This window comes from Brachybacterium huguangmaarense, from assembly GCF_025725725.1.
Lineage (GTDB): Bacteria > Actinomycetota > Actinomycetes > Actinomycetales > Dermabacteraceae > Brachybacterium > Brachybacterium huguangmaarense.
The window spans coordinates 2,913,883-2,931,635 of the sequence record NZ_CP107020.1 but is presented as its reverse complement, the minus strand read 5'-3'; the positions used below and the strand labels follow the sequence as shown (position 1 = coordinate 2,931,635).

Below are 17,753 nucleotides of genomic sequence, written 5' to 3'. Positions count from 1 at the left end.
TTTTTCATGCCTGGAACCTGGTCGTGGCAGGAATTCCGTTCCCAGGAAGGATGCGAGGACGCATCATGACCACACCCTCATCGGGTCCCGAGTCCCTCGCCGAGGACATCGTCCGCGGCGTCGGCGGCCCCGGAAACATCGAGAGTCTCACCCACTGCGCGACCCGTCTGCGCTTCCAGCTGCACGACGGCGACCAGGTCGACAAGGCCGCCCTCGACGCCCTCCCGGGCGTCATGGGCACCGTCCCCCAGGCCGGGGACCGCTTCCAGGTCGTCATCGGCGGCGCCGTCGCGGGCGTCTACTCCACGATCATGAACCTGCCGTCGATGGCGGGGGCGGGCGCCCCCCAGGCCAAGTCGGACGCCGACGTCAAGGCCGAGATCCGCGCCAAGGGGCGCGGGAGGTTCGCCTGGGTCGACAGCTTCTTCGAGTACCTGTCCGACTCCTTCCGCCCGCTCCTGGGCGTGCTGCTCGGCGCCTCGCTCATCATCGCCATCGCCTCGGTCCTCGACGCGTTCGGCGTGGTCGACTTCCGTGCCGCCGACAAGTCCGCGACCTGGGTGTTCGTCGACGCCATGTGGCGCTCGGTGCTGTACTTCCTGCCGATCATGGTCGCGTACAACGCCGCCAAGAAGCTCGCGATCGACCCGTGGCTCGGCGCTGCCGTGATGGCGGCCGTGATGACGCCCAACTACATCGGCATGCTCAGCCCCGACTCCGGGATCCCCGGCGTCGAGTGCACGACCAACGCGACGCTGGGCACCCAGCAGTGCATCGCGACCGTCTTCGGGCTGCCCATGCAGCTCAACGACTACGGCGGCCAGGTGTTCGTGCCGCTCATCATGGTCGCGGTGCTGGCCCTCGTCTACAAGGTCCTCCAGCGCATCTTCCCCGAGAACGTGCAGCTCGTGTTCGTGCCGTTCTTCTCGATGCTCGTCATGATCCCCGTGACCGCGTTCCTCATCGGCCCCCTCGGGATCTGGCTCGGCAACGGCCTCGGCGTCGGCCTGGCGTGGATGAACTCGCATGCGCCGATCGTGTTCGCGATCATCATCCCGCTCATCTACCCCTTCCTCGTGCCGCTGGGCCTGCACTGGCCGCTCAACGCGCTCATGCTCGCCAACATCAACACCCTCGGCTACGACTTCATCCAGGGCCCCATGGGCGCGTGGAACTTCGCGTGCTTCGGCGCGACCGCGGGCGTGCTGCTGCTGTCGATCCGTCACCGCGAGAAGATCATGCGCCAGACGGCCACCGGCGCGCTCGCCGCGGGCCTGCTCGGCGGCATCTCCGAGCCGTCCCTCTACGGCATCCATCTGCGCTTCCGCCGCATCTACCCGCGCATGCTCGTCGGCTGCCTCGTGGGCGGCCTGATCGTCGGCCTGCTGGGCGGCGTGAACGCCCGCGCGTTCGCCTTCACCTCGCTGCTGACGATCCCCGTGTTCTCCCCGATCCCGACGTACGTGATCGCGATCGCGGCCGCCTTCGTGGTCTCGATGGTGCTCGTGTACTTCTCGGACTACCTGTCGCCGGCCGAGCGCGCCGAGGCCAACGCCCAGCGCGACATCGAGGAGGCCGCCGAGCACGCGGCCGCGGCCCCCGTCGCCGAGCGCGCCGAGGAGCCCGTGCTCGTGGGCGCCGCGGCGGCCACGTCCTCGGGCACCGCGGGCGAGGCCCGTGGGGCTCGCGCCGCGGACCTGCCCGAGCGCCCCGCCCCGGCGGGCCCGGGAGAGGAGATCTTCGCGCCCGTCACCGGGCACGTCGTCTCCCTCGACGAGGTCGACGACCCGGTCTTCACGTCCCGCGCCCTGGGCGAGGGCGTGGGGATCGAGCCCACCGACGGCCGTGTGGTCGCCCCGATCGATGGCGAGCTGATCTCGGTCGCCGAGACCGGGCACGCCTTCGGCATCCGCACCGCCGACGGGATCGAGGTGCTCATCCACATCGGCATCGACACGGTGCAGATGAAGGGAGCGGGCTTCGACGTGCACGTCGCGGCGGGGCAGCACGTCACGCGCGGCGCGCTGCTCGCCCAGGTCGACCTCTCCGCGATCGCGGCGGCCGGCTACGCGACCGTGACGCTCATGACCGTCACCAACACCGCGGCGTTCACCGCCGTCGAGCCCCGCGTGGGCCAGGACGTCACCGCGGGCGCGCCCGTGATCGACGTGCGGCGCTGACGGCGACGATCACCCGACGGTGCGTGCGCCGGCCCGGTCCCCGGGTCGCACACGCACCGTCGTGCCGCGCGGGGACAATGGCAGCACGAGAGGACGAGAGGGGGTCACGGCGATGAAGGTGCTGCGAGTGCTCAACAACAACGTCGTGCTCTCGTGCGACGACGCCGGTCAGGAGGTCATCCTCACCGGCCGCGGCATCGGCTTCCGCGCCCACCCGGGCCAGGAGGTCGACCCGGACGCGATCGTGCGCGTCTTCGTCCCCGCCGGGGGCCGCGACCCGGACCACCTGGCCGAGCTGCTCGCGGCGATCGACCAGGACGTCCTGCGTGCCGTGGTCATCGCGCTCGCCGAGGTGGGGATTGAGGGGCGGGAGTCCCACCGTCCCACCCTCGCGATCGCGGTCGCCGACCACGTCGCGGGGGCGCTCGAGCGGTCGCGGCGCGGCCTGAGCATCGAGTACCCGCTGCGGGCCGAGGTGCAGACCCTCTACGCGACCGAGTACGCCCAGGCGATGCGGCTGCTCGACGCGATCAACGAGCACGTCGACCCCGCTCTCGACGCCTCCGAGGCCACCGCGCTCGCCCTGCACCTGGTCAACGCCGGCTTCGCGACCGGCGACCTGGCCTTCACCTACACCATGACCGGCATCATCCAGCAGATGCTCGCCGTGGTCGCCGAGCGCTTCGGCCTCGATCTCGATCGGGCCTCGATGAGCGCCGGCCGGTTCATCACGCACGTGCGCTATCTGTTCGTGCGGGTCCACCAGCATCGCCAGCTCGACGAGCAGGACTCCGTGATCGGCCAGAGCATCCGCGAGCACTATCCCGAGGCGACCCGCACGGCCCGCCAGCTCGCGACCATCGCCGAGCTGCGCCTGGGCGCGACCCTCACGGCCGACGAGGTCTCCTACCTCGCCCTCCACGTCGCCCGCATGACCATGGAGGCCGACGCCGGACGGTGAGGCGGCGGCACGCTCGCGGGGCGCCGTCCTGGCGTCCATGCCCTCCTCGCGCCCGCTGGAGGTGGAGCCGGTGACGGTCGATCGCCGCAGCGGCACCATGCTCGTCGGCGTGGCTGCGTCACCGATGTCGACGTGCACCACCGATGCCACCGTGCGGCACCTATGCGTCCTCGTATGACTCGTCAGGTGGCACTCGCCCCGTGCCGCCCGCCGCGCGCCCCGTACCGCCCGCCCGCGTCATGAGAGCGATTATCACTACGATACGATGAGCTCCGCGTGACGGGCGGTCCGTCGCCTTCGCGAGGAGGACGCATCGTGCCCGACGACGCCTACGCCGTGACGTCCGGCGCCTACGACCTGTTCGCGGCCTCGGCGCGACCGGCCCAGCTGGCCGCGCTCGACGCGGTGGAGGGGCTCCTGCGGCCTGAGGCAGGGCCGATCCTCGACATCGGCGCCGGCTCCGGCACCCTCACCGCAGCGCTGTTCGAGCGCCTGCCGTCGGCCCGCGTCCTCGCGATCGAGCCCAGCTTCGCGATGCGCGCCCTCGCGCTCTCCCGTCTCGCCGCGCATCCCGCCTGGTGCGAGCGGGTCACGGTGCGGCCCGAGGACTTCTTCTCGGCGGCGCTGCCCGCCCGCATCGGCGGAGCGCTCCTGCTGGGCGTGCTCGGCCACTTCGATCCGGGGGAGCGTGCGGCCGTGCTCGCCGAGCTCGCGGCGCGCCTGCCCGACGGCGGCGCGGCCCTGCTCGACCTGCAGGCCCCTGAGCGGCCGCGTCGGGTCGAGGCGTACGAGTTCACGGTCGCGCAGATCGGCGAGATCACCTATCGCGGGATCGCCGAGGCGTGGCCGCTCGACGGGGAGCTCATGCGCTGGCGCATGACCTCTCTCAGCCTCGAGGGCGAGAGGGTGCTCACCGAGCACACCTACGAGATGCTGTTCCGCCATCCGGCGCCGAGCACGGTCGAGCGCGAGGCCGCACAGGTCGGCCTCACGCTCGAACCGCTCGGCGACGAGCTGCACTGGATCCTGCGCCGCCCCTGAAATGCGGTCGGGCGGGGAGAGGCGAGACCTCGCCTCTCCCCGCCCGTGCCCGTCGGACGATGCTCGTCCGCTCAGTGCTCGTCGTAGTGGTCCCCGTGCGCGGCGTGCCGGTGGCCGTCGTGCACGTAATCCACGTGGCCGTCGTGCTCGACCGTCTCGTGCCCGCAGCCGTCGCCGTGGGCATGCTCGGCGGGCGTGTGCTCGGCGACGGACTCATGCTCGTCGTAGTGGTCGCCGTGCAGGGCGTGGTGGTGGGTGCCGTGCACGTAGTCGACATGGTCGCCGTGCTGCACGGCCTCATGGCCGCAGCCCTCGCCGTGGGTGTGCTCGGCGGCAGTGTGCTCGGCGTGGACGTCGTTGCTGGTCATGATGACTCCTGAGGGTGCTGTGAGGTGTTCTGCCCGTCCGCGGGCTGATCCGCGGGCGGCTCCTGGACATGGGCCAGGGCGTCGGCGACGACGTGGGCCACGTGGAGGTCCGCCACGTGGTACGTCACCTCCTTGCCCGTGCGGTTCGCGGACACGAGGCCCGCCTGCCGCAGGGTGCGCAGGTGCTGGGAGACGAGCGGCTGTGACATCTCCGCCGCCTCGGCGAGCGCCCCGACGGTGCGGGGTGCGCTGCCGACGAGGCGCAGCAGTCTCAGCCTCGACTCGCTGCCGAGCACCTTGAACAGCTGTGCCGCCTCGGCGAGCCCCGGCTCCAGGTCCATGTCCTCACCTCACCACACATATAAACGGATTGCAATACGACTAGAGGATTTGTGTCCCGGGTCTAGTCCCCGGTGCTCGCCGTCTGCTGCGGCACCGCCGGGGCGGCCGTCTCGTCCGGGCGTCCATGCTGGGCGAGAGCGGGGCGGCGCAGGAACAGCACCGTGACGACGCCGAGCACCATGACGCCCGTGGGCAGGAGCAGCGTCTGGGCCATGGCGGTCGAGAACTGGTCGACGACGGCGGCAGGGAGCTGGCCGACCGAGAAGTCGCCGGACGCCCCGCCGGCGCCGGGCAGCTGCGCCTCGAGCCGGTTCTGCATGAACGCGGCGATGGCGGCGGAGCCGAGCACCGAGCCGATCGTGCGCGTCGTGTTGTAGATGCCCGAGCCGGCGCCGGCCTGGCGCGGCGAGAGCCCCCGGGTCGCCGTGGTCGCGAGCGGACCCCACATGCCGGCGTTGCCGACTCCCATCACCGCCGAGGGCAGCAGGAACATCCAGATCGGCGTGCTGGTGTCCATGAGCGAGGAGTACCAGAGCAGGGAGACGGCCACGAGCAGCAGCCCCGGCACGAGCAGGGCCCTCGGGTCGATGCGGTCCAGCAGACGTCCGGCGAACGGCGCGAGCACACCCGAGATGACCGCCATCGGCACCATCAGCAGCGCCGACTGGGTGGGGGTCAGACCGCGCGCGAGCTGGATGAAGAACATGAGCGGCAGGGTCATGCTGGTCACCGTGAAGCCCACGGTCGTGATGGCGAGGTTGGCCACGGAGAAGTTGCGGTCGCGGAACAGTGCGAGCGGCACGAGCGGCTCGCTGCGGGTGCGGGTCTGCTGGAGGATGAACACCGCGAGCACCACGACGCCGGTGATGATCAGTGACCACACCGAGATCGGGCCCCGGATCTGCCCCCAGTCGTACGTCTCGCCCTCCTGCAGCCCGAAGACGATCAGGAACAGGGCGACGGCGCTCAGCACGACGCCGAGCAGGTCGAAGCGGTGCTCGTGGGTCTCGAGGCGGGGCACGAGGATCCAGGCGAGCACGAACCCGATCACGCCGACCGGGACGTTGATGAAGAAGATCCACTCCCAGCCGAGCCCGTCGACGAGCAGGCCGCCGGCGAGCGGGCCCACGAGCGTCGCGACACCGGCGGTCGCGCCCCACAGGCCCATCGCCGCGCCGCGCTGGCCGGCAGGGAAGGTGCGCGTGATGACGGCCATGGTCTGCGGGGTCACGAGCGCGGCGCCGAGGCCCTGGACGGCCCGCATCGCGATGAGCGCTCCGAGCGAGCCGGAGAGCCCGCAGCCGAGCGAGGCGAGGGTGAACAGGGCGAGGCCCGTCAGGTAGATGGTGCGCGGGCCGAAGCGGTCGCCCAGGCGACCGGTGACGAGCAGCGGGACGGCGTAGGTGAGCAGGTAGGCGCTCGTGACCCACACGACGTTGTCGAGGTTGTCGGTGTGGGGATCGAGGGCGGCCTTGATGGCGGGGTTGGCGACCGAGACGATCGTCGTGTCGACCAGGATCATGAAGAAGCCGATGACCATCGCCCAGAGGGCGGGCCACGGGCTGCGTGGTGCGGAGTGTCGGGACATGGTGGTGCTGCCTTTCATCGGGCGCGAAGGTCGGGGGCGGGGGAGTCGTCTCCCACCCAGGGGAGGTCGGGGACGGAGAAGCGGGCCAGAGTGCGGTCGAGCCAGCGCAGCTCGGCCTCGAGCAGCTCGACCTGGCGGTCGGCGTCGACGAGGTACTGCTCGGGCACGGCGCGGGAGCGCGCGTCCTCGAGGGTGGAGCGGTAGTCCTCGTGCGAGGTCGCGAGCATCTCGCGGCGGGCGGCGAGCAGCGCGAGGGCCTCGGCGCGGGGGAGGTTGTGCGCCTCCACGAGGGCGAGGCGGAAGCTGCCGTGGGGATCGACCCGCGGGAGCTCGCTGCGGACCCACTCGACGATGGCCGCCTGCCCGCGGTCGAGCAGGGTGTAGGTGGTGCGCTCGGGGCGGTTGCCCTCCCGGTCGACGCCGACCTCGGCGATGAGCTCCTGGCGCTCGAGTCGCGCGACCGTGTGGTACAGGGTGCCCTTGGTGACGGGGACGACGCGGTCGCGGCGGCGCTCGAGCAGGAGGCGCAGCATCTCGTAGGGATGCATGTCGCTCTCCCGCAGGAGGGCGAGCACGGTCACGCCGAGCGGCGTGAGCTTCAGGCGGGCGGTCATGAGGTGGTCCGTTTCTACTAGTCCATGTGGACTATAGCAACGGGTCCCCGTCCTGCCAGCCCCCGTGCGATGTGACGCTCGGCGCTGTGCGGGGATCGCCCGGACGGCTCCCGGCTCAGGAGCCGCCGGGCAGTCCCGGGCCGGGAAGGCGGCCGCGCTCGGCGCCGCGGTGGAAGATCGACAGGATCTCGACGGGCTCGGCGCCCCGCGCGGCCACGCCGTGCGGCAGGCGCGTGTCGAACTCGGCGGACTGCCCGGCCTCCAGATGCAGGTCGCGCTCGCCGATCACGACGCGTGCGCTCCCGTGCAGCACATGGACCCACTGATGGCCCTCGTGCTGACGGGTCCGGATCGGCTGCTCGGTCGGGGCCAGCGTCATGCGCAGGACCTGGACCGACGCCGAGGCGCTCGAGAGGTGCTCGACCGTGAGGCCGTGGAGCCGACGCACGCGAGCGGTCGGCCGGGCATCGGTCGTGTGCCACATGAGCAGGTCGTCGAGGCCGATGCCGAGAGCTCGGCTGACGGGCAGCAGGAGCTCGAGGTTCGGGGTGCGCTTGCCGCCCTCGAGCCGGGACAGCGTCGAGGCGGAGATGCCCGTGCGCTGCGCGAGCGCACCGAGCGTGAGATCGCGGGCACACGGGCGGCCCGCAGGCGCGGCCCGACCTCGCGCAGGACCGCCTGCGTGAGATCGGGCCGATCGGACGGCGTGCTCATGCGACGGCACCGTCAGGAGCGCCCGCGCGACGCCGGGGCGTGCTCATCCCTCGAGCCGGCGCACGTGCAGGACGTGGTCCTCGCGGCGTCCGCGTCGGCCGTCGGGCCCGACCAGGTAGACCCCGACGAGCGCGTCGCGCACGACCTCCCAGTCGCCGTCGGCCAGACGGAGTGCGGCGCGGTTCTCGGCCGGGCTCTGGAGCGTGAGGTTCACGGGATGGCCCGGGTCGGGCATGGGCGGGTGCCAGGGCGGCACCCTCCAGTGGGAGACCACGAGCAGGTGGCCTCCCGGCGCGACCGCCCGGGCGGACCGGCGCAGGATCCGCTCGCGCTCGCCGGGCAGGGCGACGGGAGAGTGCAGGAACTGCGCCGAGACCAGGTCGAAGGCTCCGGAGGGGAAGTCGGCGGCGAGGTCGCACCGTGTCCAGCGGATCCGATCGGCGAGGCCGCGGCGCACCGCATGGTCGCGCGCCCGATCGAGCGCCGGTGCGGCGACGTCCACGGCGGTGACCTCCCAGCCGTGTGCGGCGAGCCAGATCGCGTCCGCCCCGTCCGCGCACCCCAGGTCCAGGGCGGTGCCGGGCTCGAGCCCGTCGACCTCGGAGACGAGATGGCGGTTCACGGGACCCGGCTCGGGGTGCGCGTGCGTCGCATGGAAGCCGTCCCAGAACCGCTCGGCGCTCGGATGAACGGTGTTCTAATCGCGGTGCGGAGCAGGACGGCCCCCCGCGTGCGCCGCGGGGCTGCAGGCCGCAGGCGGAGAAGGAGGAATGGATGGAGAAGGCAGGTGCGGCACCGTTCCACGTCGGGCTCACGCCCGACCGGGTGATCGACGCGGCGATCGAGCTGACGCGCGAGTCGCACCTGTTCAGCTGGTCGATCCGCGACCTCGCGGGCCGGCTCGGCGTCGCGCCGTCGGTGATCTACCACCACGTCGGAGGCAAGGACCTGCTGTGCCGACGGGTCGCCGAGCACGTGCTCGGCATAATCGTGCTGCCGTCGTCCCGGCTCGACTGGCGCGAGTGGTTCGGGGAGCTGCTCCTGGCCGTCGGCCCCCTCATGGAGCAGTACCCGGGAGTCGCGAAGTGGATGCTCATGCACGGCCCGACGGTGCCCGCGGTGCTGCCGACGCTCGAGGCCGGCCTCGCGGTCCTGCGTCGCGCCGGCTTCGAGGCGCGGTCGGAGCTCGCGTACGCGATCCTCCTCAACACGGCGATGCTCACCGTCTCGATCGGCGACGACCGTCTGCAGCACGAGGGCGACGGACCGCGGGATCACGCGACGATGATGGAGGAGTTCTCGCGGATGCCGACGGCGTCCGCGGACGTGCGGTCCCTGGGCAGCGAGTTCATCCGGCCGCTCGCCGAAGGCGGTCGCGAGGCCCTGCGTGCGCGCCACGCGTACTACCGCAGCGCCGTCGAGACGGTGCTCGACGGGCTCGAGGTGTCGCTGAAGCGTGAGGGCCGAACGGGACCCTAGATCGCCGGCCCGGCACGGCCGCTCACTCCGAGGTGTGCGTGTGCATGCGGGCGCCCTCGCGGTTGAAGATGCTGATCACCTGGGCCGGACGGCCGCCCGCGGCGGACATCGCGTGGGGCTCGCGCGTGTCGAACTCGGCCGCCTCGCCGCGCGTGAGGATCAGATCCTGGGCGCCGAGCCGCAGGCGCAGCCTGCCCGTCAGGATGTACAGCCACTCGTAGCCGTCGTGCACGCGCAGGGCGGGCAGGATGGACGAGGGCGGATACGTGATCCGGTAGGTGAGGACGGGGGCGTCCTCAGGGGCGAGCGGCGTGATGACCAGCCCCTCCCGGCGGATCACGCGGCGTCGCACGCGAGGGTCCGGGCTCTCCGGGCGCACGAGGTCGTCCAGGCGCAGACCGAGGCGGCGGGTGAGCGGGAGCAGCAGCTCGAGCGTCGCCTGCCGTTTACCCGACTCGAGGCGCGACAGCGTGCTCGCCGACATCTGGGCGGCGGTCGCGAGCTCCTCGAGGGTCAGCCCGCGCTCCTGTCGTGCCGCGCGCAGCCGCGGCCCCACCTGCTCCAGCTCGTCCCGCATGGCCCCTCCGCACTCCTTGCCGATTCCGCAAACATGTTTGCTCTTCTCTCATTGTGCACCCCACGCTGGGGCCATGGAGAAGAACTGGGATGTCATCGTGGCCGGCGGCGGCGCCGCCGGCCTGTCCGCCGCCCTCATGCTGGGCCGCTCGCGGCGTCGAGTGCTCGTGATCGACGCGGGGAGCCCGCGCAACCGCTTCGCCGAGCACATGCACGGCGTGCTGGGGCAGGAGGGCGTCGCTCCGCGCGACCTGCTGGCGCGAGGGCGCGCCGAGGCCGCGGAGTACGGCGTGGAGCTCGTCGAGGGCAGGATCGACCGCGTCCAGGAGCACGAGGGCGTCCTCGAGGTCGTCGCCGTCGACGGCACGGTCCGCTCGGCCCGCGCGCTCGTCGTCGCGACCGGTCTGACCGACGAGCTCCCCGACATCCCCGGGCTCGCCGAACGATGGGGCAGCACCGTCCTGCACTGCCCGTACTGCCACGGCTGGGAGGTGCGCGACCAGTGCCTCGGCGTGCTCGTGCACTCGCCGCTCGGCCTGCACCAGGCCGAGCTCATCCGTCAGTGGAGCGATCGGGTCACGGTGCTCGCCGACCCCGATCTGCTCGGCCCCGACGTCACGCGCCGCCTGCGCTCGCGCGGCGTCGAGTTCGTCACCGAGCCGGTCGCCGAGATCCTCGGCGATGCCCCGCAGATCACCGGGGTGCGGCTGGGCAGCGGCCAGGAGGTCCCGCTCGACGCCATCTTCACGGCGGCCACGCCGCGCCCGCACGACGAATTCCTGGCTCCTCTCGACCTGGCACGGAACGAGACCCCGTTCGGCTCGTTCCTCGAGGTGAGCCCGATGGGCGCGACGAGCCACCCGCGCGTGTGGGCCATCGGCAACGTCGTGAACCCGGGCGCGAACGTGCCCATCTCGATCGGCGCCGGCGCGTTCACGGGCGGCGCCGTGAACGCCGCCCTCGTCGCCGAGGACTTAGACCTCGCGGTCGCGGACGCCGGATGACGCCGGGGGGGGGGGGGGGGGGGGGGGGGGGGGGGGCTGAGGGCCACGCGCGAAGCCGCCTCGCGCGGCGCTGGCGGGCGTTGCATCGAGATCACCTTTTCGGGCGGAATTCTCGCCGAATTCCACCCGAAAAGGCGATCTCGATGGGTCAGAGCCAGACCGACAGGCACCGCGCGTCGAGTGCGCCGACCTGGCGATCTCGGCCGCGCGGACCTCAGCCCAGCTGCTCGCCGACCTCGAGCCAGCGCTCCTCGACCTCGGCGAGCTCGTCCTGCTGGGCGCTGATCGCGCGCATGGCGTCGGCCAGGGCGGTGTAGTCGGACGGGTCGACGTCGGCCAGGGCGTTCTTGGCCCCGGCGATCTCGGACTCCAGACGGGCCATGCGCCGCTCGAGCGCCGAGGCCTCCTTCTGGGCGTCGCGCAGCGCGCGCCCGGACAGGGCCGGAGCGCCGCCGCTCGCCCCGCTCCCTGCGCCGCCGCCCGCACCGTCGGCGTCCCCGGTTGCCGCGCCTCCCGAACCCGCAGCCGCCGCGCCGATCGCGGTGGCCTCGCGACGCTCCTGCGCCGTGCGCAGCGCGAGGTACTCGTCGATCCCGCCCGGCAGATGCCGCACGTGGTGGTCGAGCACGGCGTACTGGACGTCGGTCACGCGCTCGAGCAGGTACCGGTCGTGGGAGACCACCACGAGCGGGCCGGGCCACGTGTCCAGCAGGTCCTCCATGGCCGCGAGCATGTCGGTGTCCATGTCGTTGGTCGGCTCGTCGAGCACGAGCACGTTGGGCTCCTCGAGCAGGGTGAGCAGCAGGTCGAGACGACGCTGCTGACCGCCCGACAGCCGGCCCACCTGCACCTTCTGGTGCGCGGCCGTGAAGCCGAGGCGCTCGAGCAGCTGCCCCGGGGACACCTCGTCCTTGCCGGCGCGGTACTGCGTGCGATATCGCCCGACGACCTCGCTCACGCGCTCGTCGAGATGCTCCGCGATCCCGCTCAGACGCTGGGACACCTGGCGCACCGTCACGGTCTTGCCCCGCCGCACGCGGCCCGCGGTCGGCCGCAGGTCGCCGGTGACGAGGGCGAGCATGGTGGACTTCCCGGCACCGTTGGGGCCGAGCACCCCGATGCGGTCCGCGGGCCCGATGTGCACGGTCACGTCCGTGAGCACGTCGGCGCCGCCGTAGCCGGCCGCGACGTCCTCGAGATCGATCACGTCACGGCCCAGGCGCGAGGTCGCGAGCTGGGTGAGCTCGACCGTGTCGCGCACGGGCGGCTCCCCGGCGATGAGGGCGTTGGCGGCGTCGATCCGGAACTTGGGCTTCGAGGTGCGCGCGGGGGCGCCGCGCCGCAGCCACGCGAGCTCCTTGCGCATGAGGTTCTGGCGGCGCGCCTCGGTCGCCGCCGCCTGCCGGTCGCGCTCGACGCGCTGGAGCACGTAGGCGGCATAGCCGCCCTGGAAGGGGTCGACCACGCCGTCGTGGACCTCCCACATGCGGGTGCACACCGCGTCGAGGAACCAGCGGTCGTGGGTGATGACCACGAGCCCGCCCGTGCGCGCGTTCCATCGCGACGTCAGGTGCTGGGCGAGCCAGGCGATGCCCTCGACGTCGAGGTGGTTGGTGGGCTCGTCGAGCAGCAGGATGTCCCAGTCGCCCACGAGCAGCTCGGCCAGATGCACGCGCCGCACCTGGCCGCCCGACAGCTCGGAGAGGTCGGCGTCGAGGGGGATCTGGTCGAGCAGCCCCGCGAGCACGTCCCGGATCCGTGGGTCCGACGCCCATTCGTGTTCGGGCCGATCGCCCACGACGCGCTCGCGCACGGTCACCCCGGGCGTCGCGTCGTCCTGCTGGTCGAGCACGCCGACGCGCACGCCCGAGCGCACGGTGACGCGCCCGGCGTCCGGTTCGCGCTGCTGGGCGAGCAGGCGCAGGAGCGTCGACTTGCCGTCGCCGTTGCGTCCGACCACGCCGATGCGGTCGCCGTCGTCGATGCCGAGCGTCACCGCGTCCAGCAGGACCCGGTCGGGCAGGGCGACATGGAGGGACTGGGCGCCGAGCAGATGTGCCATGGAGGTGGGGTGTGCCTTTCAGCCCGGGTCAGTCCCGGGCGGGCTCGAAGGAGACGAGGAGGTCGCGCAGGGTCGAGGCGAGGGCCTCGCGGGTCTCGGGCGGCAGGGCCGCGAGCAGCTGCGCCTCGGAGGCCAGCAGATGCTCCATCGCGGCGTCGACCGCGGTGACGCCCGCGGGCTCGAGCGCGATCCGCACCGCGCGTCGGTCCTGCGGATCGCGGCTGCGGGTCACGAGGCCCCGCGCGACGAGCTTGTCGATCCGTGTCGTCATGGTCCCCGAGGTCACGAGGGTCTGGTGCATGAGGGCTCCGGCCGAGACGGGCTCGTCGCCCGCGCGGCGCAGGGCCGACAGCACGTCGAACTCCCATCCCTCGACGCCCGAGGAGGCGAACGCCTCCCGGCGGGCCGTCTCGAGGTGGCGTGCGAGGCGGGAGACGCGTGAGAGCACCGACAGGGGAGCGGTGTCGAGGTCGGGCCGCGCCGCCGCCCAGCCGGCGACGATGCGATCGACCTCGTCGGTTCCGGGAGCGGCATCGGGCATGGGCCAAGTCTAGGAGGTGACGGGGCGCGCGCCGCGGGCGTGACGATCCCCACGCCGCCCCGCCCCGGAACCGGAGCTCAGCGTCCGCGCAGCTCGGGTGTCCGCTCGAGCGCGCCCAGGCCGAACCAGGAGAGGTTGACCATGCGCGCCGCGACCTGCTCCTTGGAGGGGGTGCGCGTCTCGAGCCACCACTGGCCCGTGTAGGCGACCATGCCCACGAGCATCTGCGCGTACAGCGCCGCGTCCGAGGGCTTGTAGCCGCGGATCCGCAGCTGGCCGGCGAGGATCCCCTCGACCGTGGCGGCGACGTCCCCCAGGAGTGACGAGTAGGTGCCGGAGGCGTGGGTGGCGGGGGAGTCGCGCACGAGGATCCGGAAGCCGTCCTCATGGGTGTCGATGTAGGTGAGGAACGCGAGCGCGGCGCGCTCCATGAGCACCCGCGGATGCTGACGCGGGTCGTCGAGCGCGGTCTCGAGGGCCCCCAGCAGGCAGGCCGTCTCGCGGTCGACGACGACGGCGTACAGCCCCTCCTTGCCGCCGAAGTGCTCGTACACGACGGGTTTGGAGACCTTCGCGCGCGCCGCGACCTCCTCGACGCTCGTGGCGTCGAACCCCTTCTCGGCGAACAAGGAGCGGCCCACGGAGACCAGTTGCTCGCGGCGCTCACGGCCGGTCATGCGCGCCGCGCGCGTCCTGCCCGCCCGTTCTGCCATGGCTCCGAGTCTGGCACACGTCCACCGGTAGGATTCCTCTGCGCCCGCGAGGGCTGATCCGCCATGGTGTAATCGGCAACACCTCAGATTTTGGTTCTGAAGTTTCAGGTTCGAGTCCTGATGGCGGAACCCGGCCGCCCGTCGCGCGGCACCCCCCGAGACGAGGAGCACCCGCTTGAACGCCCACGCACCCCAGGCCGTCGTCGTGCTCGCCGCCGGCGCCGGCACACGCATGAAGTCCGCGATCCCCAAGGTCCTGCACCCCATCTGCGGGCGCTCCCTGCTGATGCACGCGGTGACCGCCGCCGCCGGGCTCGACCCCCAGCGTCTCGTCGTGGTCGTGCGCCACCAGCGCGACCTCGTGGTCGAGCATCTCGGCGAGCACGCCCCGTACGCGCTCATCGCCGACCAGGACGACGTGCCCGGCACGGGACGTGCCGTGCAGTGCGGGCTCGAGCAGGTCGACGCGGACGGCGGAACCGTCGTGGTCACCTACGGTGACGTGCCGCTGCTGGACGCCGAGGCCCTCGGCGCCCTCGTGACCGAGCACGAGGAGAGCGGCAACGCCGTCACCGTGCTCACGGCGCGCGTGCCCGACCCCACCGGCTACGGCCGCATCGTGCGGGACGAGGAGGGCCGCGAGGTGCTCGGGATCGTCGAGCACAAGGACGCGACCTCCGAGCAGCGGACGATCGACGAGGTCAACTCCGGCATCTACGCCTTCGACCTCGCCGTGCTGCGCTCGGCGCTCGAGCGCATCGGCACCGACAACGCGCAGGGCGAGATGTACCTGACCGACGTGCTCGCGATCGCGCGCGGCGACGGCGGGGCCGTGCGTGCCGTCGTCACCGACGACCCGATCCTCGTCGAGGGCGCCAACGACCGCGTCCAGCTCGCCCAGCTCGGCGCCGAGATGCGCCGGCGCATCAACGAGCGCCACATGCGGGCCGGCGTCACGATCGTCGACCCCGCCGCGACCTACATCGACGCCGACGTCACGATCGGCCAGGACACCGTGATCCAGCCCGGCGTGCAGCTCCAGGGCGCGACCGACATCGCGGCCGAGGCCGAGATCGGTCCCGACTCGACGCTGCGCGACACGGTCGTGGGCCGCGGCGCCTCGGTGGTGCGGACCCAGGCGCTGCTCGCCGAGATCGGGGACGAGGCGACCGTGGGCCCCTTCACCTACCTGCGCCCGGGCACCGTGCTCGGCGCCGGTGGCAAGATCGGCGGCTTCTGCGAGACGAAGAACGCCGACATCGGCCCCGGCGCCAAGGTCCCCCATCTCAGCTATGTGGGCGACGCCGAGATCGGCGAGGGCACCAACATCGGCGCCGCCACGATCTTCGCCAACTACGACGGCGTGACCAAGCACCGCTCGCGCGTGGGCAAGCACGTGCGCGTCGGGTCCGACAGCGTGCTCGTGGCGCCCGTCGAGATCGGCGACGGCGCCTCGACCGGCGCCGGCACGGTGGTCCGCAAGGACGTCCCGCCGGGCGCCCTGGCTGTGAGCGCCGCGAGCCAGCGGAACATGGAAGGATGGACCGAGCGTCGTCGCGGGGGCACGAAGGCAGCTGAGGCCGCGAAGGCCGCGCAGGCCCGCAGCGCCGCCGGCGAGACGCAGGAACCGCAGAGCAGGGATCGCAGCGAGGAGCAGGAGAACCGATGAGCGGAATCGTCAAGGCGGGGGAGAAGCGGCTGGTCCTGGCCTCGGGACGCGCCCACCCCGTGCTCGCGCAGGAGGTCTCCGAGGAGCTCGGCGTCGAGGTGCTCCCCGTCGACGCCTGGGACTTCGCCAACGGTGAGATCTACGTGCGCTACGGCGAGTCGGTGCGCGGCGCCGATGCGTTCGTCCTGCAGTCCCACCCCGCTCCGATCAACACCTGGCTGATGGAGCACCTGATCATGATCGACGCCCTCAAGCGGGCGTCGGCCAAGCGCATCACGGCGATCGCCCCGAGCTTCCCCTACGCCCGTCAGGACAAGAAGCACCTGGGCCGCGAGCCCATCTCGGCCCGCCTGGTCGCCGACCTCTACCAGACGGCGGGCATCGACCGCCTGATCTCGGTGGACCTGCACGCCCCGCAGGTCCAGGGCTACTTCGACCGCCCCGTCGACCATCTGATGGCCCTGCCGATCCTCGCCGACTACGTCGAGCGCAAGTACGGCGAGGAGGACCTCGTCGTCGTCTCGCCGGACGCGGGCCGCATCCGCGTCGCCGAGCAGTGGGCCAAGCGCCTGGGCGGCATCGGGCTCGCGTTCATCCACAAGTCGCGCGATCCCAAGAAGCCCAACCAGGCGGTGGCCAAGCGCGTGATCGGCGAGGTCTCCGGCCGCACGTGCGTGCTCGTCGACGACATGATCGACACCGCCGGCACGATCATGCAGGCGGTCGAGGCGCTCCAGGCCAACGGCGCCAAGAAGGTCGTCGTCGCGACCACCCACCCGATCCTCTCCGACCCCGCGACCGAGCGTCTGCGCTCGAGCGGCGTCTCCGAGGTCATCTGCACCAACACCTTGCCGGTGCCGCCCGAGAAGCAGTTCGAGAACCTCACCCAGCTCTCGATCGCCCCTCTCATCGCCCGCGCGGTGCGCGCGGTCTTCGACGACGGCTCGGTCACGAGCCTCTTCGACGGTCAGGTCTGAGACTCCTCGCACCGCACGCGAACGGCCCTCCCGGTGTTCCGGGAGGGCCGTTCGCGTGCGGTGCGAGGGAGGGCGGCGGGGTCAGATCATGACCGCCCGATTGCCGACGAGCCGCCGCCACATGGTGCCCAGCCCCAGCCAGCGGTCCGCGCCGACGACGGCGAGGGCCAGCAGCAGGAACAGGTCCACGAGGTGGTAGTCGACGAACGGGTTGGGCGCGATCGGGAACGAGGCCAGCCACATGAGCAGCATCATGGCCGCGCCCGCGACGGCGCCGAAGCGGAACCAGAAGCCGAGGGTCACGGTCAGCCCCACGCCGAGCAGGCCCAGCATGAAGACGACGTCGGTGAAGGTGCCCAGGCCCAGCCAGAACTTGAAGAAGCCGGCGAGCGGGTTGCCGGTCTCGGGGGCGACCACGCCGCCGAGGTAGCCGCCCGTCGGGGAGCCGCCGTTCAGCCACGACCTCTCGGTCGGCGTCGAGAACCCGAGGCCGATCAGCTTGTCGAAGAAGGCCCACAGGAACTCGAAGCCGACGAGGATGCGGACGATGCCGAAGAGGGTGCGGCCCAGACGGGACTGCACGTCCAGGCTCGAGTCGGTGGTCGCGGGGTGTGCGGACCGCGGGGTCGCGGCGGTGGTGGAGGACATGGCGGGTGGCCTTTCCGGATGAAGGGGGCGAGGGATGATCGCCCGGCATAGCGAGGACCTCTCCTCGGATGTCTTCAACGGTAGGCCTGGTCAGAGGGCATCTTCGGGACCTGCGTCCCTCGTCGCGAAGGGCTCCGGGCGCACGATGGCGTGGGTGCGTGCGGGCGCTGTGCGACGGGCGGCCGCCGAGGGCGCGGCGGCCGCCTCCCGCGCTCGGCGCGGGAGAGCGCCGAGCGTCGCAGCGAGGGGCACGTCACGTGCCTGCGCCCGTGGGCG

At 72.2% G+C, this 17,753-nt stretch carries 18 protein-coding genes and 1 tRNA gene; 8 read left to right on the top strand and 11 right to left on the bottom strand.

Features of this window, described 5'->3' with window-relative positions:
* Window positions 1-65: 65 nt before the first annotated feature.
* The 3 genes from BRM3_RS13485 (at window position 66) to BRM3_RS13475 (ending at window position 4,182) form a co-directional block, all read left to right on the top strand.
* The gene (locus tag BRM3_RS13485) at window positions 66-2,180 is read left to right on the top strand and encodes a glucose PTS transporter subunit IIA (RefSeq protein ID WP_263593808.1); all 2,115 of its coding nucleotides are present in this window, start codon (window positions 66-68) and stop codon (window positions 2,178-2,180) included.
* A gap of 112 nt (window positions 2,181-2,292) precedes the next feature.
* Window positions 2,293-3,141 (top strand): PRD domain-containing protein, encoded by an 849-nt coding sequence (locus tag BRM3_RS13480; RefSeq protein ID WP_263593807.1) that lies wholly within the window; start codon window positions 2,293-2,295, stop codon window positions 3,139-3,141.
* 315 nt (window positions 3,142-3,456) lie between these two features.
* Window positions 3,457-4,182, top strand: a complete 726-nt coding sequence (locus BRM3_RS13475; RefSeq protein ID WP_263593806.1) for a class I SAM-dependent methyltransferase — start codon at window positions 3,457-3,459, stop codon at window positions 4,180-4,182.
* A gap of 71 nt (window positions 4,183-4,253) precedes the next feature.
* Here BRM3_RS13475 and BRM3_RS13470 read toward each other — a convergent pair whose 3' ends face one another.
* From BRM3_RS13470 to BRM3_RS13445, 6 genes are all read right to left on the bottom strand, one after another.
* Window positions 4,254-4,550: a hypothetical protein gene (locus BRM3_RS13470; RefSeq protein ID WP_263593805.1), complete on the bottom strand. Its 297-nt coding sequence runs from the start codon at window positions 4,548-4,550 to the stop codon at window positions 4,254-4,256.
* Entirely contained in the window at window positions 4,547-4,891 is a 345-nt protein-coding gene (locus BRM3_RS13465; RefSeq protein WP_263593804.1) for an ArsR/SmtB family transcription factor, read from the bottom strand. Before BRM3_RS13465 ends, BRM3_RS13470 begins: the two co-directional genes overlap by 4 nt.
* A gap of 62 nt (window positions 4,892-4,953) precedes the next feature.
* Entirely contained in the window at window positions 4,954-6,498 is a 1,545-nt protein-coding gene (locus tag BRM3_RS13460; protein WP_396126959.1) for a DHA2 family efflux MFS transporter permease subunit, read from the bottom strand.
* The gene (locus tag BRM3_RS13455) at window positions 6,495-7,094 is read right to left on the bottom strand and encodes a PadR family transcriptional regulator (protein ID WP_263593802.1); all 600 of its coding nucleotides are present in this window, start codon (window positions 7,092-7,094) and stop codon (window positions 6,495-6,497) included. The genes BRM3_RS13460 and BRM3_RS13455 overlap by 4 nt, the downstream gene beginning before the upstream one ends.
* 115 nt (window positions 7,095-7,209) lie before the next feature.
* Window positions 7,210-7,818 carry a helix-turn-helix domain-containing protein gene (locus BRM3_RS13450; RefSeq protein ID WP_263593801.1) on the bottom strand — a complete coding sequence of 203 codons (609 nt, stop codon included), beginning with the start codon at window positions 7,816-7,818 and terminating at the stop codon, window positions 7,210-7,212.
* Between the two features lie 33 nt (window positions 7,819-7,851).
* Entirely contained in the window at window positions 7,852-8,430 is a 579-nt protein-coding gene (locus tag BRM3_RS13445; RefSeq protein WP_263593800.1) for an SAM-dependent methyltransferase, read from the bottom strand.
* A 152-nt stretch (window positions 8,431-8,582) separates the two neighbouring features.
* Between BRM3_RS13445 and BRM3_RS13440 the strand changes: the two genes are divergently transcribed.
* Complete coding sequence (locus tag BRM3_RS13440) at window positions 8,583-9,287, top strand: TetR/AcrR family transcriptional regulator (protein ID WP_263593799.1); 705 nt, start codon at window positions 8,583-8,585, stop codon at window positions 9,285-9,287.
* A gap of 22 nt (window positions 9,288-9,309) precedes the next feature.
* On the opposite strand, the gene BRM3_RS13435 is transcribed toward BRM3_RS13440, so the two are convergent.
* A complete protein-coding gene (locus BRM3_RS13435) occupies window positions 9,310-9,864 on the bottom strand; it encodes a helix-turn-helix domain-containing protein (protein WP_263593798.1) in 555 nt (184 codons plus the stop codon).
* Window positions 9,865-9,937: 73 nt separating this feature from the next.
* Between BRM3_RS13435 and BRM3_RS13430 the strand changes: the two genes are divergently transcribed.
* On the top strand, window positions 9,938-10,867 hold the full coding sequence (locus tag BRM3_RS13430) for an NAD(P)/FAD-dependent oxidoreductase (protein WP_263593797.1): 930 nt from the start codon (window positions 9,938-9,940) through the stop codon (window positions 10,865-10,867).
* 214 nt (window positions 10,868-11,081) lie between these two features.
* Here the strand turns inward: BRM3_RS13430 and BRM3_RS13425 are convergent, their stop codons facing one another.
* From BRM3_RS13425 to BRM3_RS13415, 3 genes are all read right to left on the bottom strand, one after another.
* Window positions 11,082-12,929 (bottom strand): ABC-F family ATP-binding cassette domain-containing protein, encoded by a 1,848-nt coding sequence (locus tag BRM3_RS13425; RefSeq protein WP_263593796.1) that lies wholly within the window; start codon window positions 12,927-12,929, stop codon window positions 11,082-11,084.
* 28 nt (window positions 12,930-12,957) lie between these two features.
* Window positions 12,958-13,470 (bottom strand): MarR family winged helix-turn-helix transcriptional regulator, encoded by a 513-nt coding sequence (locus tag BRM3_RS13420; protein ID WP_263593795.1) that lies wholly within the window; start codon window positions 13,468-13,470, stop codon window positions 12,958-12,960.
* 77 nt (window positions 13,471-13,547) lie between these two features.
* Window positions 13,548-14,183, bottom strand: a complete 636-nt coding sequence (locus tag BRM3_RS13415; RefSeq protein WP_263593794.1) for a TetR/AcrR family transcriptional regulator — start codon at window positions 14,181-14,183, stop codon at window positions 13,548-13,550.
* Between the two features lie 57 nt (window positions 14,184-14,240).
* On the opposite strand from BRM3_RS13415, the gene BRM3_RS13410 reads away from it, so the two are divergent.
* From BRM3_RS13410 to BRM3_RS13400, 3 genes are all read left to right on the top strand, one after another.
* Window positions 14,241-14,312: transfer RNA gene (locus tag BRM3_RS13410), tRNA-Gln, on the top strand.
* A gap of 103 nt (window positions 14,313-14,415) precedes the next feature.
* Complete coding sequence (glmU, locus tag BRM3_RS13405; protein WP_396127045.1) at window positions 14,416-15,852, top strand: bifunctional UDP-N-acetylglucosamine diphosphorylase/glucosamine-1-phosphate N-acetyltransferase GlmU; 1,437 nt, start codon at window positions 14,416-14,418, stop codon at window positions 15,850-15,852.
* Window positions 15,849-16,829, top strand: a complete 981-nt coding sequence (locus BRM3_RS13400; protein ID WP_263593792.1) for a ribose-phosphate diphosphokinase — start codon at window positions 15,849-15,851, stop codon at window positions 16,827-16,829. Before glmU ends, BRM3_RS13400 begins: the two co-directional genes overlap by 4 nt.
* An 81-nt stretch (window positions 16,830-16,910) precedes the next feature.
* Here the strand turns inward: BRM3_RS13400 and BRM3_RS13395 are convergent, their stop codons facing one another.
* Window positions 16,911-17,477 (bottom strand): hypothetical protein, encoded by a 567-nt coding sequence (locus BRM3_RS13395; RefSeq protein ID WP_263593791.1) that lies wholly within the window; start codon window positions 17,475-17,477, stop codon window positions 16,911-16,913.
* Window positions 17,478-17,753: the final 276 nt, after the last annotated feature.